The organism is uncultured Sulfitobacter sp., assembly GCF_947500075.1.
GTDB lineage: Bacteria > Pseudomonadota > Alphaproteobacteria > Rhodobacterales > Rhodobacteraceae > Sulfitobacter.
Genome location: NZ_CANMQS010000001.1, coordinates 728346 through 745288, shown reverse-complemented (window position 1 = coordinate 745288; position 16943 = coordinate 728346). Strand labels below are relative to the sequence as shown.

15 protein-coding genes and 1 tRNA gene are annotated in these 16943 nt (G+C 55.2%); 7 read left to right on the top strand and 9 right to left on the bottom strand.

The window, feature by feature from the left end; translation table 11 throughout:
- Positions 1–59: 59 nt before the first annotated feature.
- Positions 60–299, top strand: coding sequence for a zf-TFIIB domain-containing protein (locus Q1A91_RS03615; RefSeq protein ID WP_299872942.1), 240 nt, complete (start codon positions 60–62; stop codon positions 297–299).
- Between the two features lie 17 nt (positions 300–316).
- Here the strand turns inward: Q1A91_RS03615 and Q1A91_RS03610 are convergent, their stop codons facing one another.
- The 4 genes from Q1A91_RS03610 to uvrB form a co-directional block, all read right to left on the bottom strand.
- Complete coding sequence (locus Q1A91_RS03610; RefSeq protein ID WP_299872939.1) at positions 317–832, bottom strand: hypothetical protein; 516 nt, start codon at positions 830–832, stop codon at positions 317–319.
- Positions 833–917: 85 nt separating this feature from the next.
- Complete coding sequence (locus Q1A91_RS03605; RefSeq protein WP_299872937.1) at positions 918–1376, bottom strand: hypothetical protein; 459 nt, start codon at positions 1374–1376, stop codon at positions 918–920.
- Between the two features lie 58 nt (positions 1377–1434).
- A complete protein-coding gene (locus Q1A91_RS03600) occupies positions 1435–2700 on the bottom strand; it encodes a VPLPA-CTERM sorting domain-containing protein (protein ID WP_299872933.1) in 1266 nt (421 codons plus the stop codon).
- 127 nt (positions 2701–2827) lie between these two features.
- Positions 2828–5035: an excinuclease ABC subunit UvrB gene (gene uvrB / locus Q1A91_RS03595; protein WP_299872930.1), complete on the bottom strand. Its 2208-nt coding sequence runs from the start codon at positions 5033–5035 to the stop codon at positions 2828–2830.
- Between the two features lie 232 nt (positions 5036–5267).
- Between uvrB and Q1A91_RS03590 the strand changes: the two genes are divergently transcribed.
- The 3 genes from Q1A91_RS03590 to Q1A91_RS03580 all read left to right on the top strand — a co-directional run bounded on the left by Q1A91_RS03590 (position 5268) and on the right by Q1A91_RS03580 (position 6158).
- Positions 5268–5579 carry an ETC complex I subunit gene (locus tag Q1A91_RS03590; protein ID WP_299872928.1) on the top strand — a complete coding sequence of 104 codons (312 nt, stop codon included), beginning with the start codon at positions 5268–5270 and terminating at the stop codon, positions 5577–5579.
- Positions 5567–6040, top strand: a complete 474-nt coding sequence (locus tag Q1A91_RS03585) for a GNAT family N-acetyltransferase (RefSeq protein WP_299872925.1) — start codon at positions 5567–5569, stop codon at positions 6038–6040. The genes Q1A91_RS03590 and Q1A91_RS03585 overlap by 13 nt, the downstream gene beginning before the upstream one ends.
- A gap of 41 nt (positions 6041–6081) precedes the next feature.
- Positions 6082–6158: transfer RNA gene (locus Q1A91_RS03580), tRNA-Arg, on the top strand.
- A gap of 302 nt (positions 6159–6460) precedes the next feature.
- Here Q1A91_RS03580 and Q1A91_RS03575 read toward each other — a convergent pair.
- The 5 genes from Q1A91_RS03575 to Q1A91_RS03555 form a co-directional block, all read right to left on the bottom strand.
- Positions 6461–7843 carry an amidohydrolase family protein gene (locus Q1A91_RS03575; protein ID WP_299872923.1) on the bottom strand — a complete coding sequence of 461 codons (1383 nt, stop codon included), beginning with the start codon at positions 7841–7843 and terminating at the stop codon, positions 6461–6463.
- A 354-nt stretch (positions 7844–8197) separates the two neighbouring features.
- Entirely contained in the window at positions 8198–8707 is a 510-nt protein-coding gene (locus tag Q1A91_RS03570) for a hypothetical protein (RefSeq protein ID WP_299872920.1), read from the bottom strand.
- A gap of 72 nt (positions 8708–8779) precedes the next feature.
- Positions 8780–9124: a hypothetical protein gene (locus Q1A91_RS03565; RefSeq protein WP_299872917.1), complete on the bottom strand. Its 345-nt coding sequence runs from the start codon at positions 9122–9124 to the stop codon at positions 8780–8782.
- Positions 9121–9372, bottom strand: coding sequence for a hypothetical protein (locus Q1A91_RS03560; protein ID WP_299872915.1), 252 nt, complete (start codon positions 9370–9372; stop codon positions 9121–9123). Before Q1A91_RS03560 ends, Q1A91_RS03565 begins: the two co-directional genes overlap by 4 nt.
- Before the next feature lie 57 nt (positions 9373–9429).
- Complete coding sequence (locus Q1A91_RS03555) at positions 9430–9783, bottom strand: hypothetical protein (protein ID WP_299872912.1); 354 nt, start codon at positions 9781–9783, stop codon at positions 9430–9432.
- A gap of 108 nt (positions 9784–9891) precedes the next feature.
- On the opposite strand from Q1A91_RS03555, the gene Q1A91_RS03550 reads away from it, so the two are divergent.
- The 3 genes from Q1A91_RS03550 (at position 9892) to Q1A91_RS03540 (ending at position 16552) form a co-directional block, all read left to right on the top strand.
- The gene (locus Q1A91_RS03550; protein ID WP_299872908.1) at positions 9892–10140 is read left to right on the top strand and encodes an XRE family transcriptional regulator; all 249 of its coding nucleotides are present in this window, start codon (positions 9892–9894) and stop codon (positions 10138–10140) included.
- Positions 10141–10619: 479 nt separating this feature from the next.
- Positions 10620–14018, top strand: coding sequence for a glycosyltransferase (locus tag Q1A91_RS03545; RefSeq protein ID WP_299872905.1), 3399 nt, complete (start codon positions 10620–10622; stop codon positions 14016–14018).
- The gene (locus Q1A91_RS03540; protein ID WP_299872903.1) at positions 14015–16552 is read left to right on the top strand and encodes a DUF3131 domain-containing protein; all 2538 of its coding nucleotides are present in this window, start codon (positions 14015–14017) and stop codon (positions 16550–16552) included. Before Q1A91_RS03545 ends, Q1A91_RS03540 begins: the two co-directional genes overlap by 4 nt.
- Positions 16553–16943: the final 391 nt, after the last annotated feature.

Sequence of the window (16943 nt, the reverse complement as noted above, 5' to 3'; positions counted from 1 at the left end):
CCCGGTGAAATTGCGGCCGGAATACCTATCTATTCGGGGAACCAATTGAGGAGACCCCGATGAAATGTCCAATCGACGGAACCGAGCTTGTCATTACAGATCGCAGTGGCGTGGAAATTGACTATTGCCCGCAGTGCAGGGGCGTGTGGCTCGACCGGGGGGAATTGGACAAGATCATTGATCGGTCTTTTGGCCAGCAGGCTCCTGCCGCAGCAGCACCGCCCCAGCAGCAGCAACATCACGGGGGCTACCGCAAGAAGAAGCGGGGTGGGTTCCTGGAGGAGTTGTTTGACTTCTAAAGGGGTTGAGGGCCGCGTTACCGTTTGAAGGCAATCCGCAGGTCATCGACCGCGTCCACCTGAGCGGGGGAAAGATCATCCCCGACAAGTGACGCGAGCACATCCTGCATTCTGTCCCATGCCGATCCGTCGTCGATTTTCCTTAACCTGCGCCCTAGGCGGGGGACCGCTTCGCGGGCGCCGTTGCATTGGGTGACCAGCCAGCGGCCCAGCACTTCCATCTCTTCGGCTTCCGCTTCAGTGCAGCGCAGTTTTGAGCGCAGGAGCATGTGCAGGCGATCGCGTTGCTCAATGGTCGGGAGGGTATCAAGCTCCAGAAAGGACTGGGCAATCGCGCAGATGGCGATCCGCGGGTCATCGATCCCTTCAACCGGATGGGCGTTTGTCTGACGCCGAAAGGCGAGCCTGCGCGGCGCGTTCTTGAGCGTCGTGGCCACGTCCTGCGCGGTGTGGATGGCCTCCCTTGGGTTCTGGCGGACCCACCACCATACGGCGCCGGCAAGGGCGGTTAGGATTGCAATAACGATGGGCATGGTGCGGACCTCTCAAACAGACGTGGGCCTGTTCTAACGGCCAATGCGGCAAAGGATAGGCGCGCAGCAGGGTAATTATGTGGCGTCAACTGGTGGGAAGCGGCGCTTCGCATGCCCGGAATGCCGCAACCGGTTCGGCAGCGCCGTTGAGCGGGACGGAAATCACCTGTGCGCCGACAAAGGCGGTCATCAGTTTGTTGAACTGCAGGCCGTTCAGGACATTGCCAAAACCGCTGTCCTCAACCGTCACGCGGCGGCGGTCATCGGTGAACTGGTGGCGGTCGGTGCCGATGGCAATCGGCAGATCCCCGTCAAAGCGCAGGCCGAACGTCGGGGCGGCGGGGAACCCTTCGGTCTGCTTCAGCGAGATGGAATAAAGCGGTGTCACCGGGTCATAGGTCAAGGTGACGGCAACATCGCCGCTTTGATGGGTCAGGACACAGGGCATCCCCGGCGTGAATTCCCAGGCGGTGGCTTGGGTCGCCAGTGCGCATGACAGTATTGCCGCTGCACTCAGGGAGGATTTCAGGCGGAGCATCATCATGCGCTAAGAGGTATTGCGCGGATCTGTAAGGTCAAAGGGTCCTGTGATTGGCGTTGTCTCAGGTTGCCCGTCGCCTGCGGCGACAGAACGCCATACCACCCAGCGCACCACCCAGCAGCAGGAGGCTCGCCGGGAGGGGCACGTTCGCAACGATGGGGGACATGGTCCCGGTGAAGCGGCCGTCCTCCGCGAAGCTGAGCCCGGTCACGAAAGCCGTCGGATCAAGCGGATCAAGTGCCGCGCCTGTTTCGATGCCAAGGATGCGGAAACGATCCGTGCCGTCGCCGAGGAAGTATTCGGTGCCTGCCAGAACGTCCTGCTCAAAGGCATATTCGGTGCCGTTCCACAGGTGCAGGGAGAACATATCGTCGCCAATCTCGGGCAGGATGAAGGAATTGAAGAAGGGGTCCTGCGCGCCGATCTGGTAGTCGTAGCCGATGGCGACGAGGGGGTCGTAGTATTGGATTTGTTCGGCGAGGACGGGGTTGTCGAAGTTAAACGTTGGTACACCCGTGCTCGTATCAACTTCGGGGATGAATAGCTCCTGTTCGTCTGGAAGGTCGGTCAACGTAAAGTCGAAGAACGTCCGATTTATTGATACCGCAGAGCCGGCTTGGCTGCTTCCCGACGGATTAGTGCCATCACTTCGGCTGATCCTCGTCTGCACTTCAATCGTGTAGAGCCCATCTTCGGTAATGAAACCGTCTGGCAGGGTGAATGTTTGTGCACCACCCGTCCCGGACACGAAGATACGGTCTGGGAAGTTGGCCTCGTTTCTGCTGAGCTGATCGTAGATTGAGATCGTGTATGCATCGACGCCATTTACCGGATCCCATGCGAAGGTAGGTGTCGTGGTGTCCGCGCCCGACACAATCCGCATGTTGGAGACCCGATCAATGGCGGGCGCGTCTCCGACTTCCGGCGTGTTGACGATCAGAACGTCGCTTCCGTTCGTAAACTCCAGTTCCCAGGATCCCAAAACGCTCTCGTTGAATTCGAAACCGCCTGCAAATTGGTTCGGATTGATTGTGGTAGGGAAGAAGCTTAACTGGACCTCAGCGTCACCTTGATAGGCGACGCCTGTTGTCTCTGTGGCAGATACCGGGGTGCTATTGTCTTCCCCCTTGCCGTTTGGCACGACGTTGACCGCGCCAAAAATCAGTCGGTCTTCGCGACGGAAGCCTACGCTGTTTGGCCCGGACCGGTTGCGATAGTGAAAGACTTCCCATGCGTCGCCGTTGGCATCTACGTTAATCGGCGCAGCCTCTAGATCAGGAATTGCAAAGAATGGCGTGATCAAAACAGCAGAAAGAAATAGGCGCATTGGAACCTCTATCGAAACAAAGTGTTTCCAAAGAATACCAAATTCGCCTCACAGAGTCGTGAGTTAAGAATCCAATCGACTCAATAATTTCCCGGAAAGGGCGACCTCCCCAAAGGTTAACGCAACCCTACCGCCGCCCCTTCTTCCGCTTCACCCCGCCGCGCATGCCGCCCCTGCCCATGGTGCTGCGCCCCGACTTGCTCTGCGCGTCATCCACTGCCTTCTCAACCGCGTATTGCCGGGCCATTGGATCGTCGGCAATTGCCAGATCAACGGCTTCCAGCCGTTTAACCTCGTCCCGCAAACGCGCGGCTTCTTCGAATTCGAGGTTCTCCGCCGCTTTGCGCATATCTGTGCGCAACCCGTCCAAGACAGCCTGCATGTTCGATCCGGCCATCTTCTTGTCGATCTGCGTGGTCACGCGCGCCTGATCGGTGTCCCCTTTGTAAAGCCCTGCCAGAATGTCGTCGACGTTCTTCTTGACCGTCTCTGGCGTGATCCCGTGTTCTTCGTTGTAGGCGATCTGTTTGGCGCGGCGGCGGTCGGTTTCGGCCAGCGCGCGTTCCATCGAGCCGGTGATGCGGTCGGCATACATGATCACGCGGCCTTCAGCGTTCCGCGCGGCGCGGCCGATGGTTTGAATGAGAGATGTCTCAGACCGCAGGAAGCCTTCCTTGTCCGCGTCCAGAATGGCCACCAGACCACATTCGGGGATGTCCAGGCCTTCGCGCAGCAGGTTGATGCCGATCAGCACATCGAACGCGCCCAGACGCAGGTCGCGCAGGATTTCGATGCGTTCGATGGTGTCAATGTCAGAGTGCATGTAGCGCACGCGGATGCCCTGTTCGTGCATGTATTCGGTCAGGTCCTCGGCCATCCGTTTGGTCAGCGTCGTGCAGAGCGTCCGGTAACCATCCGCGGCGACCTTGCGGACCTCGTCCAGCAGATCGTCCACCTGCATCTCAACGGGGCGGATTTCGATCATCGGGTCCAGCAACCCGGTGGGGCGGATGACCTGTTCGGTGAAGACACCACCGGTTTGTTCAATCTCCCAGGAGGCGGGGGTGGCGGAGACGAAAACCGACTGCGGGCGCATGGCATCCCATTCCTCGAACTTGAGGGGGCGGTTGTCCATGCAGGAGGGCAGGCGGAAGCCGTGTTCGGCCAGTGTGAATTTGCGGCGGTAGTCGCCTTTGTACATGCCGCCGATCTGCGGGACGGAGACGTGGCTTTCGTCGGCAAAGACAATTGCGTTGTCGGGGATGAATTCGAACAGGGTGGGGGGCGGCTCCCCCGGTGCGCGGCCTGTGAGGTAGCGGGAGTAGTTTTCGATGCCGTTGCAGACGCCGGTTGCCTCCAGCATTTCCAGATCGAAGTTTGTGCGCTGCTCCAGCCTCTGGGCCTCCAGCAGTTTGCCGTCGTTCACCAGCTGGTCCAGGCGTATTTTCAGCTCTTTCTTGATGCCGATGATGGCCTGCTGCATCGTGGGTTTGGGTGTGACGTAGTGGGAGTTCGCATAGACGCGGATCTGGTCCATCGTCTGCACCTTCTCCCCGGTGAGGGGGTCGAATTCGGTGATGCTTTCCAACTCCTCCCCGAAAAAGCTCAACCGCCATGCACGGTCTTCGAGGTGGGCGGGGAAGATCTCCAACGCATCGCCGCGCACGCGGAACGACCCGCGCTGAAACGCGGCGTCGTTGCGTTTGTACTGCTGGGCCACCAGATCGGCGATCACCTGACGCTGGTCGTACATCTGCCCGGCCTTCAGGTCCTGCGTCATCGCGCCATAGGTCTCAACCGAGCCGATGCCGTAGATGCAGGACACCGAGGCCACGATGATCACATCGTCGCGTTCGAGCAGTGCGCGCGTGGCGGAGTGGCGCATGCGGTCGATCTGTTCGTTGATCTGGGATTCCTTCTCAATATAGGTATCCGATCGCGCGACATAGGCTTCGGGCTGGTAGTAGTCGTAATAGGACACGAAGTATTCGACGGCGTTGTCAGGAAAGAAGCCTTTGAATTCACCATACAATTGCGCCGCCAGGGTCTTGTTCGGGGCCAGAATGATGGCGGGCCGGTTGGTTTGCTCAATCACCTTCGCCATGGTGAAGGTCTTGCCCGTGCCAGTCGCCCCCAGCAGCACCTGATCGCGGTCACCGTCGCGGACACCGGCGCAGAGTTCCTCAATCGCCGTGGGCTGGTCGCCTGCGGGTTCAAACTCCGTCTGCATGCGGAACGTCTTGCCGCCTTCCAGCTTGGGACGGCTGCGCACGTCCGGGGCCGGGTGGGCCAGAACGGCGGTGGCGTCAGAGCTGTCGGTCTGGGCGTAGGGCATTGGGGAATCCTTGGCTGGCTTCGTTCAAAGGTGTCACGTTTGGCAGGGGGTTCAAGGGGTGTGGCGGTCGCTGCTGCCATAAATTGACATGAGTGCCCCGTTGAAAGGGGATCCCATCGCAGTATGTGGTGTGACAGTGCTTTGAAACCTGCTGATGTTACGCCGTCTGCACCCTTGCCCCAGCAGGCGGAATGACCGATATAGAGGGCAACCCACAGCCAGAGGATCGCCCATGCGCGCCCGCATTTTTCAGCCTGCCCGTACTGCCATGTCATCTGGCACCGCCAAGACCCACCATTGGGTCCTGGAATTCGCCCCGGCCGAAGCGCGGGAGATTGACCCGCTGATGGGGTGGACGTCGTCCTCTGACACGCAAAGCCAGGTGCGTTTGCAGTTCGACAGCAAGGAAGATGCCATCGAATACGCGCGCGACAACCGCATCGACGCGCAGGTGCAGGACCCCAACAAGCGCAAACCCAACATCCGCCCCGGCGGATATGGCGACAACTTTGCAACAGGGCGCCGGGGGGCATGGACACACTGAACCCTCTGAGCGTCGCCGAGGAAGACATCTCGGCCGAGGATGTGCGCCTTCTTCTGAAGCGGCATTTCGATGTGATGCGCTCCAATTCTCCGATCAGTTCCTGCCATGTGATGGAGCCGGATGAGCTGCTGGATGCGCAGGCGACATTGCTGACGGCGCGCCGGTCTGGGGAATTGCTGGGGGTCGGTGCGATCCGTCAGATCGACACAAATCATGCAGAGCTGAAATCGATGCACACGGCGCAAGCGGCGCGTGGGCAGGGCGTCGGACAGACGATCTTGACGCATCTTCTGGACCGCGCGCGTGGTGACGGGATGTCACGGGTGAGCCTTGAAACCGGCACGATCGATTTGTTCGCCCCCGCCCGCGCGCTGTACCTGCGCAATGGTTTCGAGGAATGCCCGCCATTTGGCGACTATGTGCTCGACCCGCTCAGTGTTTTCATGACGCGGCTGGTCTAGGACTTGCACGGGCGCCCTTGCTGCGGCATGAACAGCGCAGCGGTCCCTTAGCTCAACTGGATAGAGCAGCTGACTTCTAATCAGCAGGTTGAGGGTTCGAGTCCTTCAGGGATCGCCATGTTTTTAAACAATAAAATTTGAAATTACTTACTGAATAGCGCGGCGAAATCGACGCTGGGGGACATATGGGGGACATGTGACCTCATTCTGGTCAAGCCACAGGTCATAGACCCCTGCTTAGCAGACACGCTGAATAGCATAGTATTTTGGGTGCTCTGTCGTTTCCCTATACTGTAATCTTTCTAAGCGGCAAATTTGCTCTGCCGAGGTTTTGGGAAAGCCAATTGCGCCTTGGTTTTTGATAGTCTTGATGGGGCGGTGTTCGCTTGCGGATGCACCGAGACAGCACAAGGCTGAGCATCAATGGCTACCGCAAGGACAAGGTGCCGTGCGTGCGGTTCCACCCAGGGCGCGCAGCTGGTCACCAAAATGATCAGTGCGGACCCGCAAAGCCGCTAAGGCGGCGGCCTCGTCAATGCCGCGCACGGCTCCGTGCTTCATCACGGTACGACCGCGCACCCAGCTTTGGGTGACATCATCAGCGCGGGCATGCCAGACAAGGGAAGCCGCGGTCCCGAAGAACGGCTGCAGGTGGGCGCGATTGAGATCGACGAGGATCATATCTGCCTCCCGCCCGGGCGTTAGCCGTCCGATACTGTCGCCCAGCCCCATGACTTCTGCAGCGCCAGCGGTGGCCAGTTCCAAGGCCTCGTAACTCGTCAATGCCGTATGGTTGCCCGCCTTAATCCGCGTCGCGCCGAGCATTACCCGCATGGATTCAAAAGGATCATTCTGCAACCAGTCTGTGGCCAGCCCAGTCCGGATCCCACGCGCCCGGATCGTAGACAATTCGGGGTAGCCGCCCCGGCGGGGATAGATCGAGGCCGCATGACCGTACCCGATATCCAACTGTGCGGCGGCATCCAGATCGCCTGAATCCGCAAATGTCAGGTGCGCCAACACCCAGTCGGCGCCCAGGATACCAAGTTCGGCCAGCCAGGTGACCGGGCCGCATCCATGCGCGTCTCGGATCACTGCCACTTCTTGAGGGGATTGGGCCGCGTGGGTGTGAAGACCCCAGCCTCCGGCCCGCGCCTCGCTCGCGCATTCAAGGAAAAGCCCTTCCGACACCGTGTCCACAGCGTGGGGTCCAAGTCGTGCAGTGATCAACCCATCGTTCTGTTCATGCCAGCGCTCTGCTGCCGCAACCCCCGCCCGTAACGTGCGGGCTCCGATGTCGGGTTGACGAGTATAATCCACATCTACAACACGGTCCTTATCCACGTCGACGATCTCGGTGGCCAATTGCATGCGCAATCCAGTGGCCAGGGCAGCCTGTCCCATGGCGTCGGGCGCATACCAGAAGTCGTTGAGTGTGGTGATCCCGGCCCGCGCCATCTCGACCGTGCCCAGAAGGGCCATTCGGGCCCAGTCATCAGGATCCACGACTCCTTCGCCCCGGAATGCAACCGTGTAGAGTGCCCGACCCCCTTCGCCATCCTCTGTCTGGGAGCGGAAGATTGTGGAGGCCGCGTGGCAATGGCAATTGACGAAGCCGGGCATGAGCGCCGAATGCGGTGCGTTGACCACCTCAGTGGCAGACCAAGGCTGGTTTCGACGCGGCCCACAGTAGACGATCTTTCCGTCTTTGACGGCGACCTCCCCATCCCGGATCGACTCCGCCGCGCCGTCAACGGGATAAATCCAACCTGCCCGCACTAGAAGATCCACAGTCTGATCCATACGCCATCCTTCCACGTACCTTTGGTCCAACATGCACGAAGCCCCATTGCCTAACAACTATCCTGCGTTGTCGATGGTGCCTGTGTCCCTTTCCAAGTAGGCTGGCCTGAGTGTGTGGAAGGCTTGTATCACCGACCCGTCTGATCGAACGATCCGCATTTATGTCCACCCTCTCAGCCAGTGGACAGTAGCGCATGCATTTAGCGGACAACTCGCACAACAGACCCTAGGCGCCGCATTTCCAAATTGGACGCGCATTAGGGTTGTAAAAACAGGCTCTTCAGCCTGATTTTCTTGTTTTGTGTCCACTGTGAAATCAGGGTGGACAGAACTGAAGACCTCTCTGAGGACACACTACTGCTGCGCCACGTCATTTGAGGCTGCAACGACCAACGGTGGTTCAGCCGGAAACGACCTTACATCGAACCACTTGAAGCGGGTGCCGTCCGAGTTCGCCTGATCCCCCATTATGATCTGTGGTGAGTTGGTCCTATGCCTGATCAGAGCCGCTCGAAAGGCGCGGAGATCTATCAGCCACCATGCATCTAAACCGGTCTGTGACGGGTTTGAGTGGCCGTAGAACATCCAATCCCCATGTCCATTCACTATCTTGGAGAGCTCTGTTTGGGCGCCTGAGCTGACGGTCGAGCGGATGGTGAACTGGTGGGGATAGCGTAGCGCATAGCCTGGACGCCTGACACGCGCCGCGACGCGCATGTCTCGGGCTTCCAGCATCATGAGATCAGTTGCCTGTATTTGATCGAAGGGATCTGCCGCGGTTTCCAGAAGGTGGCGGCCAACGAGGTCCTTGATCTCTGGTAGGAACTTGTCCGACCAGTTGCGGTTTACTGTGTAACAATTCACTCTCTAAAAACTCCAAAATGGATCACCTGTGCCGCAAATACAGTCTGGCACAGGTGTCGTAGTAGGTTTGGTTCAGGGGTTGGCATCCCTTTCCGTGCGCGGTTCTGCAAGCGGACCAAGAGCGCCAGTAAAACGCGCAGCCTCTGCCTTTAACGTTGCCACACCTTCTGGGGCAAAACCGTCCTCCAAAAGAGCTGCGATCTTGCGCAACGCATCCATCGCGTTTTCGGGTTCGACTGCCAAGAGCGTGAGTTCTGCGTTCTTCACGGCATCGGTAGCATTGTTTGCGGCCTCTACTGCCTTGGGGCATTCCTCACCAGTTAACCGGTTAAAAGTCTTGCTCTGCGCTGTGACAGCATCGTCGTGAGCCTTTCGGGCGTCCTCAAGATCAGCAATTGCTTGTTGAATTCGGTTCATGAGTCACTCCCTTTCTTCGCGGCCTTCTCCAGGTTCTCGATAACCTCGATCAGTTCGCCAGCCCATTTCTCCGCCAGCTTAAGCCCAAAGCACAGGCCATTACCTTCTGAGAAGGCTGTAGGCTGGTCGTTGTCCGCTGCGGTGTGGCAGAGCCGCAAAAGGCTGTTGAGGCGGTAGGCCAGATCCTCCGCTGTCAGTTCATGATTGGCAAATGGCGCGTGGCGCTGGATGATTTCTGCGTTCGTCATGTCGTTCCCCTTTATGCAGGTGGCTTTAGGCAAACCCACCGTTTGATTGCGAATTGCTTAGGCGGCGCGGGCCGATGGCTGCTCTGCAATGGTATTCCGCTTGGCTTTGGCGAAGCTGATGGGCGCTGCTTCTGCGGCCTCTTGATGTGCGCGAAGGGCGGCACGGAGCACACCAAGGCGTGCGTAGTCGGCTTGCGTGAGTTTGCTCTTGTTCTCCACCTCAGCAATGGCAGCGCGGGCGCGGTTAATTGGGCAGGTCTTGTATGCGGCGAGCTTGGCCTTGGACCATGCGCGGGACAGCTCCTCTCCGAAGGCGCGGCGGCAGAACGGCAGGCGTGCATTGAACCGGCGGTAGTTGGCCCATGCTTCCTGCATGATGGCGGTGCGGTTGATTGCGGTCGCTTTAATCATCGTCTCTTCTTCCTCCGAAGCTCTTGCTCACTGATAACTACCTATCACTAGACTTTACTGATAACAAGTGCACAGTGAGAAAAAGTTATCAACGAGCAGGCATCACCGATGAAAAAACCGATTAAGGCCGCCAGAACACTTGCCGACCTGACCCAGCAGGAACTTTGCGAGATGGCGGACGTCCCCTTGATTACGCTGCGAAGGATTGAGGGCAGGCCTTCGCACAAAGGGCTGGTATCTGCAGATGCAGAGGAACGCGTCGTGGCGGCGCTTGAAGCGGCGGGCGTAGACTTCATCCCAGAGAACGGCGGTGGTGCTGGGGTGAGGCTGAGGAACCGGGCGTCGGATGGTGAATGACTCGCATTGAGCACCGCTGTTGCGTAGCACAACCAGTTCTCAGTTCCGTCCAAGCACTAATGGGCTGCTAAAGCTACCGAAGTGGCAATGCTCTATTACGCCAAAGTGGTTTAGATCATTGCAGTTTGCGGCAAGAGTTAGACCGCACGCAGCCTTAATGCGAAACAATCAAGAGATTTAAGAACCCACTATTTACGGCGGAAGCGCTTTATTGCCTCATTTCGCCCATATTCGACCTGTTTGCGTCAAAAAATTGACGTAGGGACACTTTTTCGCCTAAAACAGCATATCCCTAGCTTGGCCCGTAGAGCCAAGCAGTGGGCGGAATGTTGGGTGGGGGCCTTGCATTTGCGAACCAGAGTATCTGGTCCGCAATCCGTGCGAATTGGGTGATGAGTGTTTTTTTGTTTGCGACATGTACTCGCTGCCGCTTGGCGTTCACTTTCGCCGACTCGACTTGAGAGCGGGGAGGCATAGGGATGTCTCTCCGGCGTTTTGATTTTCACCTAAATAGAGTTGAAGAAGAGAGAGCAGGCCCTGCTGTCTTTAGCGATCCCAGTCAGACTCGGCGCGCTTGGATATCAGTCCGGCTAATCCTTGTCGCCCTAGCTGCCCTCATTTGGACCACCCTATTCATCGACGGCATACCCTATGTTAAACCAGCTCTTGCAAATCAACTTAGCATTAAGCCCGCAAGGGCAAAGATTGATAGCGAGAGCCTAGAAAGTCACAACTCTGTTGAGACGGCCAATCTGACCTCTAGCTGCAAAGCTGCATTTGGTGGAAATCAGACGGGATCAGTGTTGGCCCCGCCGCAGCGTATCGTTGCGCATCTTCCAATCTCGGTTGAATGGTCGCACCTGTCTCTGAACAGCAGCTGTCAGACAATCGATGTTTTGGTACCTGATTGGGTTACCATTTCTGTTAAAGACAGCAAGGCAAGTACTCACGTCACAAGCAAAGATACACGTATGGCGGCTGAAGAGTATGTTGCTGATCGCGAGGGTGAAATCACTGTCTTGCCAAGAGTGCAATTTGATCTGAGCTTACTCGACAGATTGGCTTCTGAGGAAATCATCGGCACCACGCTTTCTCAAGAAATGAAGTCCCATATGGCGAGAAAGCTCACATCGCTTAACGCCGATGGCGCCTGCCTGGACCTTGAGCCGCTCACTGACTGGGAGGTCGCCAACCTCTTGCAACTATTGAATGATTTCAAGATCACCCTACAAGATGCGGGATTCCGGACATGCATCATCATGAACGCAACTCGTAGACCTTGGTTGGCCTTTGACTTCGAAAGAGGTTTTGACCATGTCATATTGAAGGCGTTCTATGAACCTTGGATTGGTTCAGCACCTACACCTCTGTCAAAAAACGATTGGTTAGCCGAGACTGTCAAGTCCGCGTTGTCTCGAGTCGGAAGTGAACGGCTTACCATCGCATTGGGCAACTTTTCGACTAGTTGGGAAGACGGATCACCAGTCCCCAAGAAGCTCTCCTACGGCGAAGTCATAACAAATGTCAGCAAAACAGATGCAGAACTGCATTTCGCGGCAGAAGCATCTGGGTCGTTCGCAAAGTATCAATCTGAGAATCGACGCCAGGAAAAGGTGTGGATGAATGACGCAGCCTCAATGTTCAATAACCTAGAGATTTTAGAGGACGGTGGGGTTTCGAGCATTGGCGTCTGGTCGTTGGGCTATGAGGATCCTGGGATTTGGCCACTCATCGGCGCTTTCAGGGCAAACTTACCTAGAGCAACGCAAGCAATTGAAACAGTAAGCCTGAACAACTTCGTTCAGTACGTGGGAAGAGGACCGGCTCTTCGTATCTTAGAGAAGGCGAGTCTTGGGTACCGCCAAGTTAAGACAAGTGCGCAGACGGGGCTGATTACTGAACAAAACTACGGCTATTACCCAACTCCGTATCAGATTGAACGCTATGGTGCGCCAGAAGCGAATGAGTTGATCTTGACATTTGATGATGGGCCTCACCCTGAGTACACGGCAGCTGTCCTGAAGATATTGGAGGAGCTTGATGTTCCTGCAACATTCTTTGTTTTGGGTCAGAATGTGATGAAACATCCGGATCTTGTAAGACGCATTGTGGACAACGGACACGAAATTGGCACACATTCATTTTCACATCCGAGAATGGATCAGATATCCCATTCACGTACAGATTTTGAGCACGACTTCTCCCATCGCGCCTTGGCAAGTGCAGTCGGCCAGGACACGATTCTGTATCGTGAGCCATTCTTAAGAAGCGGAGGCCCAATCAGCAGCGACCGGATCTGGCCCCTTGAAGTCGTTCAAGCACGCGGCTCATTGATCTACGGAATGGATGTTGTCCCAAAAGACTGGCTTGGATTGAGCAGCGAAGAAATCTCCGCGTATGTAATATCACAGGTTGAAGATGGTTTGGGCAATGTCATTCTACTACATGATGGCGGCAAAAACCGGGCACCTTCGGTTGAAGCGCTACCACAAATAGTCAATGAACTGCGTAGTCGAGGGTACACTTTTACCACAGTTTCTGAGACACTTGGAATAAATAGAACAGAGCTCATGCCAGAAGTAACCGGGCTTGGCCTGCTATTTGACAAGGTATCGTTCGCGTTTGCGTCACTGACCCTCACCTTGCTACAGGTAGTATTCTGGTGCGTCCTTTTTGTAGGTCTTTTCAGATCCATGGCAATCGTTTGCCTAGCGCTTCTTAGGAAAAAGCACTCGGTTAACTCGCTAGAGAATAGTCCGAAGGTTTCGGTGATTATTCCGGCATTTAATGAAGAGGTCGCAATCCACAAGTGTATCGAAAGTGTTCTTTGCTCTGACTACAAGAATTTAGAGGTCATCGTAGTCGATGATGGTTCGCTTGATAACACCATCAATGAAGCGCTCGAGTTTAAGCACGATACTAGGGTCAGATACATCTTCCAACCAAACCAGGGAAAGTGGAGTGCTCTAAATAGGGCGATTTCCTCCTTGGACTCTGAAGTAGCTGTTTGTATTGATGCCGATACCGAAGTTCGATCAGATGCAATCTCCAAGATGGTTTCGCATTTTTCTGACCCTCAGGTCGGGGCGGTTGCGGGAAAGATCACTGTTGGCAACGTTAGCAATTTGCTGACATCGATGCAGGCATTGGAATATGTAACAGCGCAGAATTTCGACAGGCGAGCTTATGACCACATAAACGGAATTTTAGTTGTTCCTGGAGCATTGGGTGCTTGGCGGCTCTCCGCACTTGAACGAGCAGGTCTATTTTGCAGTGAAACTTTGACTGAAGACTGTGACCTTACCGTTTCAGTCAATCGGTCTGGATATCGGGTGGTTTATGAAGAACGAGCGATAGCCGTAACTGAAGCTCCGCGAACTGTCTCTGCACTGCTCACTCAGCGTTTGCGATGGTCGTTGGGGATGTTCCAAAGCGCTTGGAAACACAAAAATGCTGTGCGAGAAAGACGGAGTGTTGGCCTAATCTCAATTCCCGATATGGTCGTTTTTGGCTATCTATTCCCATTACTAGCCCCTATCGCTGATCTTTTTATCCTGATTGCAGCATATGGATACCTTGTAGGCAGCTGGACTGGCGATGTTGGTGCAAATGCCAGCCTAGTACCTCCAAAAATGATCTGGGCATATCTTGCTTTACCCGTGGTTGAGTTTTTCGTCGCTTTCTTAGCTGTGCTGACAGACCCGAGCACCAAGAACAGGCTGATACTAGTATGGCCAATGCAACGAATTGTTTACCGCCCACTACTGTACGTATCTGTATTCCGTGCGCTTATTCGTGCAGCTTCAGGCAGTCTGGCCGCATGGGGCAAATCAAAACGCTACGGCGGAAAACTACTAGCCCAGGAGTATGCTAAATGAATCGTCGCGGATTCCTTCTGTCTGCTGCTGCGACCATAGGTAGCTCGACCGTAACAATTGCTAGCCCAACAATTGCGACCAGCAGTATTGCTTCGCTGGTCTTGACGGGCATCGATCCGGGCCTTTCGGCTGAGAGCTTCATCACGGTTCTTGATGAGGTTTGTTCGCGTGGCATTCCTGTTACCTGCGTGGTCTCCCCTTACGGAAAGGACGGAGAGGCAATTTCTCCGAAATCAGCCATCAGTAGCGTGCTAACCGCCTACATGCTTCAAAACAAGATTGAAGTAGCGCCATTCATGCCGGGCCTTCCAAATCAGTCGGATTATTTTCAGGGCCGCTCACTTCACGAGGTAACTAAGCTTCTTAGTAACGCCTTGGCAGGGGGAATGCTGGATCGGCCGAATTTCAAAACCATCGCCTCTGACGATACCGAGAATCCGTGGGAACCAACTGGAGTACGGGCTGGTGGAGTGAAGACCGTCCTCGTGGTTCCAACCGGTGAAAGAGAGGTCAAATCAGAAATCTGGCCAAATGGTGTATTACGCCTCATGGGCGGCAAGTGGTTCCCGCTTGACCTATCAAAAGATGCGGACTTGAAGCTTAGCGGAACTCAGTCAATTTTTCACCTGGACATGGTTCACTTGGAGGGGATGGCAGCACAAGACGTTGTGGATAAAATAGGTCACACCTTGGACAAACTTAACTTGCTGGAAAAAACTGGAGCGACAAGTTTACTCAGAATCTCGGACTTACATCTGCGTGACAATTACAGACTCCATCGATTTGTTGCCGTGCACTTGGCTTATCCGGATACCAGCGACAGCGACCTGATGGCACATTTTGAAACCTTCAAGATTGATCTGGAGCGAGATGGCCTGCAAGTGAGCATTGGTCAGCCTCCGAAACATAGCATCGGTGAAAAGTCATTGTTTTGGCTTCCTATTGGGAACCCGCGAGAGGAGCGGCATTCTGAATCCCGGCATCTCAAACTTTTCAGTGTTAACGTAGACGAGATTAGCGGCCACACCAAGGGCGAAGTTGACCCTGGTTTGGTGCTTCAGTCTGGCCAATGCGTTGGTCTGGCAGGCCATGAAACAAAAGGCCTAGATAGTGCAGGCATACTTTGGCTGCCGAGCGTTCAAGTCTCTGATCTCAATTCTCTGGAGACACTTCAGGAACGGCTGGAGAATGCAGAAGATGTTGTAGTTTCCATTCAAGCTGAGGCTCTTTCAAATCCATACATGAGACTCGGATTGCGCTCCCAGCTGAAGAAGGCAATGCGGGATGGTTTCAGTCTGCTTGGAGCAATTGACCTACTTGTCAACGAAATCGCTCCTAAGGGCGCAGAAATGGCCCACCAAAGGCGCACAGTCGGGGCTCTGGCTTATACAGGTAGAGCTTCCCCCTCAAGGGCGGCACGCGAACGCAAACGCCTATTCGATGATGCTCAAGTTGCTTGGAGCTATATCAGCCAGAATACAATTCAAAGAACCGGACTTTGTCCAGCAACTGTAAGCTTTTCTCCAACAGAAGGTCGTGTGCATCCGACGGTGACCATGTGGGACGTCGGGAGCCACATCAATGGGCTAATTGCCGCTTCGCAGATAGGCTTCCTCCCAAAGCGGGAATTTGAAAGGAACATCGCAAAGATCCTGAGACAAGTCAGAGGAAGGAAGACCCAAAACCGCTTACTGCCGCAGGGCTGGATACGAGTGGATCGCCAAAAGTGGGGAAACAGAAATTTTGATGGCAGCGATGCTGGAAGACTGCTGTCATCGCTTGAGAACCTGAGGCGCTATGCAGGCATGAATGACCAGCTTGAAAGTTTAGTAAACTCTTGGGATTTGGCCAAGATTGTAATTGATGGTGAAGTCAACTCGGTTACCGATGGCAAGCTGCACTCGGTCTATAGGTCTCATAGCGCGCACTATTCTGCGCGGGCATTCCGCTCATGGGGGGTTAACGCCAAATCTCCATATGAGGTTGTTAGCAGTAAACTCTCCTATGACGACCAAATGCGGTTGCTGGAAGCGGCTTCAGCAATTGGTCCCCTAGGTGCAGAGCCACTCTTGCTGGAAGCCATGGAAAGCGACATGTCGTTGGAAAGCGCATACTTGGCGGAGGTTTTGTTTGCAGCACAAGTCGAAGACTTCAAGGAAACAGGGCGGCTGATCGCAGTCTCAGAGGGCCCAATTGATCGCGCGCCATGGTTCACATACCAAGGCTTGCAGCTTGATGCTCAAAAGCGGACTTGGGCATTGGATACTGTGGGTCTCAATCCGGAACACCACACAGCAGAATTCTGGGACGAATATCTGGTTTTGAGTTCTAAGGCGGCGTTTCTTTGGGCTGCGTACAAGCCACATGAGCACTCTGATAATTTAGTCGAGTTTGTTCGGAGGAATTGCAAGACCAAGCAGGGCTTCGCTTCGAGCGTATTCTCAAAGTCAGGTCGAGTTACATCAACATATTCGGACCTAAACACGAACGGGGTGATTCTACAGGCAATCGCCAGGCGGCTTGGTGAGGCCTGAGTAAGCTGATTTCTACTACTCAATGCAAAGCGGTCCATTTTAAGCGATGGTCCGCCCTTGGTCTTTGAGAACAGTATCAGTGATACGGTCTGGAGTGTTTCCAGACCTGGCGGCAATTTGCATAAAGAATTGTGCGAATCACCATTTTGCCCGATATTCTGCAGACGGCGAAGAGATCACTTCGCTCCCAATTGCTGCGTACCTTCTACCCAGTAGCCGCAGCATACCTACTGACGGTAGCTAACCGCGTTTCCAAAGTGCGGTTAGCTACTTCAACCCACATCTTTTGATGGAGGGAAATCATCCCTGAGGCACCAAAGAGCTTGCGCGGCATCGGCAACACCATGCAGTTCTAATTCAACCTTTCCTACCGGAAATCTCTGGCGCAAAG

Excerpts from the sequence above, each read along its gene's own strand:
- Q1A91_RS03615 (WP_299872942.1), top strand. The coding sequence starts at position 60 with ATGAAATGTCCAATCGACGGAACCGAGCTTGTCATTACAGATCGCAGT.
- Q1A91_RS03610 (WP_299872939.1), bottom strand. The coding sequence starts at position 832 with ATGCCCATCGTTATTGCAATCCTAACCGCCCTTGCCGGCGCCGTATGG.
- Q1A91_RS03605 (WP_299872937.1), bottom strand. The coding sequence starts at position 1,376 with ATGATGATGCTCCGCCTGAAATCCTCCCTGAGTGCAGCGGCAATACTG.
- Q1A91_RS03600 (WP_299872933.1), bottom strand. The coding sequence starts at position 2,700 with ATGCGCCTATTTCTTTCTGCTGTTTTGATCACGCCATTCTTTGCAATT.
- uvrB (WP_299872930.1), bottom strand. The coding sequence starts at position 5,035 with ATGCCCTACGCCCAGACCGACAGCTCTGACGCCACCGCCGTTCTGGCC.
- Q1A91_RS03590 (WP_299872928.1), top strand. The coding sequence starts at position 5,268 with ATGCGCGCCCGCATTTTTCAGCCTGCCCGTACTGCCATGTCATCTGGC.
- Q1A91_RS03585 (WP_299872925.1), top strand. The coding sequence starts at position 5,567 with ATGGACACACTGAACCCTCTGAGCGTCGCCGAGGAAGACATCTCGGCC.
- Q1A91_RS03575 (WP_299872923.1), bottom strand. The coding sequence starts at position 7,843 with ATGGATCAGACTGTGGATCTTCTAGTGCGGGCAGGTTGGATTTATCCC.
- Q1A91_RS03565 (WP_299872917.1), bottom strand. The coding sequence starts at position 9,124 with ATGAACCGAATTCAACAAGCAATTGCTGATCTTGAGGACGCCCGAAAG.
- Q1A91_RS03560 (WP_299872915.1), bottom strand. The coding sequence starts at position 9,372 with ATGACGAACGCAGAAATCATCCAGCGCCACGCGCCATTTGCCAATCAT.
- Q1A91_RS03555 (WP_299872912.1), bottom strand. The coding sequence starts at position 9,783 with ATGATTAAAGCGACCGCAATCAACCGCACCGCCATCATGCAGGAAGCA.
- Q1A91_RS03550 (WP_299872908.1), top strand. The coding sequence starts at position 9,892 with ATGAAAAAACCGATTAAGGCCGCCAGAACACTTGCCGACCTGACCCAG.
- Q1A91_RS03545 (WP_299872905.1), top strand. The coding sequence starts at position 10,620 with ATGTCTCTCCGGCGTTTTGATTTTCACCTAAATAGAGTTGAAGAAGAG.
- Q1A91_RS03540 (WP_299872903.1), top strand. The coding sequence starts at position 14,015 with ATGAATCGTCGCGGATTCCTTCTGTCTGCTGCTGCGACCATAGGTAGC.